The sequence below is a fragment of the Grimontia hollisae CIP 101886 genome, from assembly GCF_000176515.1.
GTDB lineage: Bacteria > Pseudomonadota > Gammaproteobacteria > Enterobacterales > Vibrionaceae > Enterovibrio > Enterovibrio hollisae.
The window spans coordinates 1-2,643 of sequence record NZ_ADAQ01000001.1 but is presented as its reverse complement, the minus strand read 5'-3'; the positions used below and the strand labels follow the sequence as shown (position 1 = coordinate 2,643).

Annotated in this window: 1 tRNA gene and 2 rRNA genes; all 3 read right to left on the bottom strand. The window is 51.0% G+C overall.

Annotation, left to right across the window (positions count from 1 at the left end):
• Nucleotides 1-1,609: ribosomal RNA gene (locus tag VHA_RS18975) — 23S ribosomal RNA — on the bottom strand; the annotation flags it as partial.
• Between the two features lie 284 nt (nucleotides 1,610-1,893).
• A tRNA-Glu gene (locus tag VHA_RS00010) sits at nucleotides 1,894-1,969 on the bottom strand.
• Nucleotides 1,970-2,030: 61 nt separating this feature from the next.
• Nucleotides 2,031-2,643 (bottom strand): 16S ribosomal RNA (locus VHA_RS00005); the annotation flags it as partial.

The following is a 2,643-nucleotide window of genomic DNA, read 5'->3' as shown; positions in this document are numbered from 1 at the left end:
GCGAGCCGGATTTGCCTAACTCACCTACCTACGCACTTGAACCAGGACAACCGTCGCCGTGGCCCACCTAGCCTTCTCCGTCCCCCCATCGCAGTTATCAGCAGTACGGGAATATTAACCCGTTTCCCATCGACTACGCCTTTCGGCCTCGCCTTAGGGGCCGACTTACCCTGCCCCGATTAACGTTGGACAGGAACCCTTGGTCTTCCGGCGAGGAGGTTTTTCACCCCCTTTATCGTTACTCATGTCAGCATTCGCACTTCTGATACCTCCAGCATGCCTTACAGCACACCTTCTACGGCTTACAGAACGCTCCCCTACCCAATGTGCCTAAACACACTGCCGCAGCTTCGGTGTATCGCTTAGCCCCGTTACATCTTCCGCGCAGGCCGACTCGACCAGTGAGCTATTACGCTTTCTTTAAATGATGGCTGCTTCTAAGCCAACATCCTGGCTGTCTGAGCCTTCCCACATCGTTTCCCACTTAGCGATAACTTGGGGACCTTAGCTGGCGGTCTGGGTTGTTTCCCTCTCCACGACGGACGTTAGCACCCGCCGTGTGTCTCCCGGATACTACTTACTGGTATTCGGAGTTTGCAAAGGGTTGGTAAGTCGGGATGACCCCCTAGCCTTAACAGTGCTCTACCCCCAGTAGTATTCGTCCGAGGCGCTACCTAAATAGCTTTCGGGGAGAACCAGCTATCTCCGGGTTTGATTGGCCTTTCACCCCTAGCCACAAGTCATCCGCTAATTTTTCAACATTAGTCGGTTCGGTCCTCCAATTGATGTTACTCAATCTTCAACCTGCCCATGGCTAGATCACCCGGTTTCGGGTCTACGTCATGCAACTGAACGCCCAGTTAAGACTCGGTTTCCCTACGGCTCCCCTATGCGGTTAACCTTGCTACATAACGTAAGTCGCTGACCCATTATACAAAAGGTACGCAGTCACCCTATCCCAAAGCACTCAAGCCTACTGCTTGATTTTTGAGGTTTGTCGTTGCAAACAACGCAACGACAACAGTGTGAATTCACTTCACGCTGTCACCTTCATGCTCGGATAAGCACTTTGGTGATAGGGCTCCCACTGCTTGTACGTACACGGTTTTAGGTTCTATTTCACTCCCCTCACAGGGGTTCTTTTCGCCTTTCCCTCACGGTACTGGTTCACTATCGGTCAGTCAGGAGTATTTAGCCTTGGAGGATGGTCCCCCCATCTTCAGACAAGATAACACGTGTCCCGTCTTACTCGTTTTCACTCACTGTGCGTTGTCGTGTACGGGGCTATCACCCTGTATCGCGCCACTTTCCAGTGGCTTCCACTAACGCACAACAAGCTTAAGGGCTGGTCCGGGGTCGCTCGCCGCTACTGCCGGAATCTCAATTGATTTCTTTTCCTTCGGGTACTTAGATGTTTCAGTTCCCCGAGTTCGCCTCATTAACCTATGGATTCAGTTAATGATACTTACTTATGTAAGTGGGTTTCCCCATTCGGAAATCCCAGACTCAAGTGGCTGTTACTGCCTTATCTGGGCTTATCGCAAGTTACTACGTCCTTCATCGCCTCTGACTGCCCAGGCATCCACCGTGTACGCTTAGTCACTTAACCCTACAACCCCAAGAGGTTTCGTAGGTTCAAACAACCAAGGTGTTCATTTACATGAACGATTTCGCCGGACTCAAATATTGTTCATTTCTCATCGAGAAATGAAACCAAGAACACTTGAATGTGTTTGGTGTTAACTCTTAAGAGTCAACATTTGAGAACTTTTACAAACAATCTTTATTTCCGTAGAAACAAAGGTTGTTTAGTCAGCTTTCCAGATTGTTAAAGAGCATGTGATGTTCTTTCGAAGCACCATTTCTAACAACACTCTAAAGTGCGATTAAAAATGGCGTCCCATAGGGGAGTCGAACCCCTGTTACCGCCGTGAAAGGGCGGTGTCCTAGGCCTCTAGACGAATGGGACACATCAGTTCTTTTTCTTTGACCGTAGCAATCTGTGTGGACACTCGCATCCATAGCATCAGTAAGGAGGTGATCCAGCCCCAGGTTCCCCTAGGGCTACCTTGTTACGACTTCACCCCAGTCATGAACCACACCGTGGTAAACGCCCTCCCGTAGGTTAAGCTATCTACTTCTGGTGCAGCCCACTCCCATGGTGTGACGGGCGGTGTGTACAAGGCCCGGGAACGTATTCACCGTGGCATTCTGATCCACGATTACTAGCGATTCCGACTTCATGGAGTCGAGTTGCAGACTCCAATCCGGACTACGATGCACTTTCTGGGATTCGCTCCACCTCGCGGTCTCGCTGCCCTCTGTATGCACCATTGTAGCACGTGTGTAGCCCTACTCGTAAGGGCCATGATGACTTGACGTCGTCCCCACCTTCCTCCGGTTTATCACCGGCAGTCTCCCTGGAGTTCCCACCCGAAGTGCTGGCAAACAAGGATAAGGGTTGCGCTCGTTGCGGGACTTAACCCAACATTTCACAACACGAGCTGACGACAGCCATGCAGCACCTGTCTCTCAGTTCCCGAAGGCACACCAGAATCTCTTCCGGCTTCTGAGGATGTCAAGAGTAGGTAAGGTTCTTCGCGTTGCATCGAATTAAACCACATGCTCCACCGCTTGTGCGGG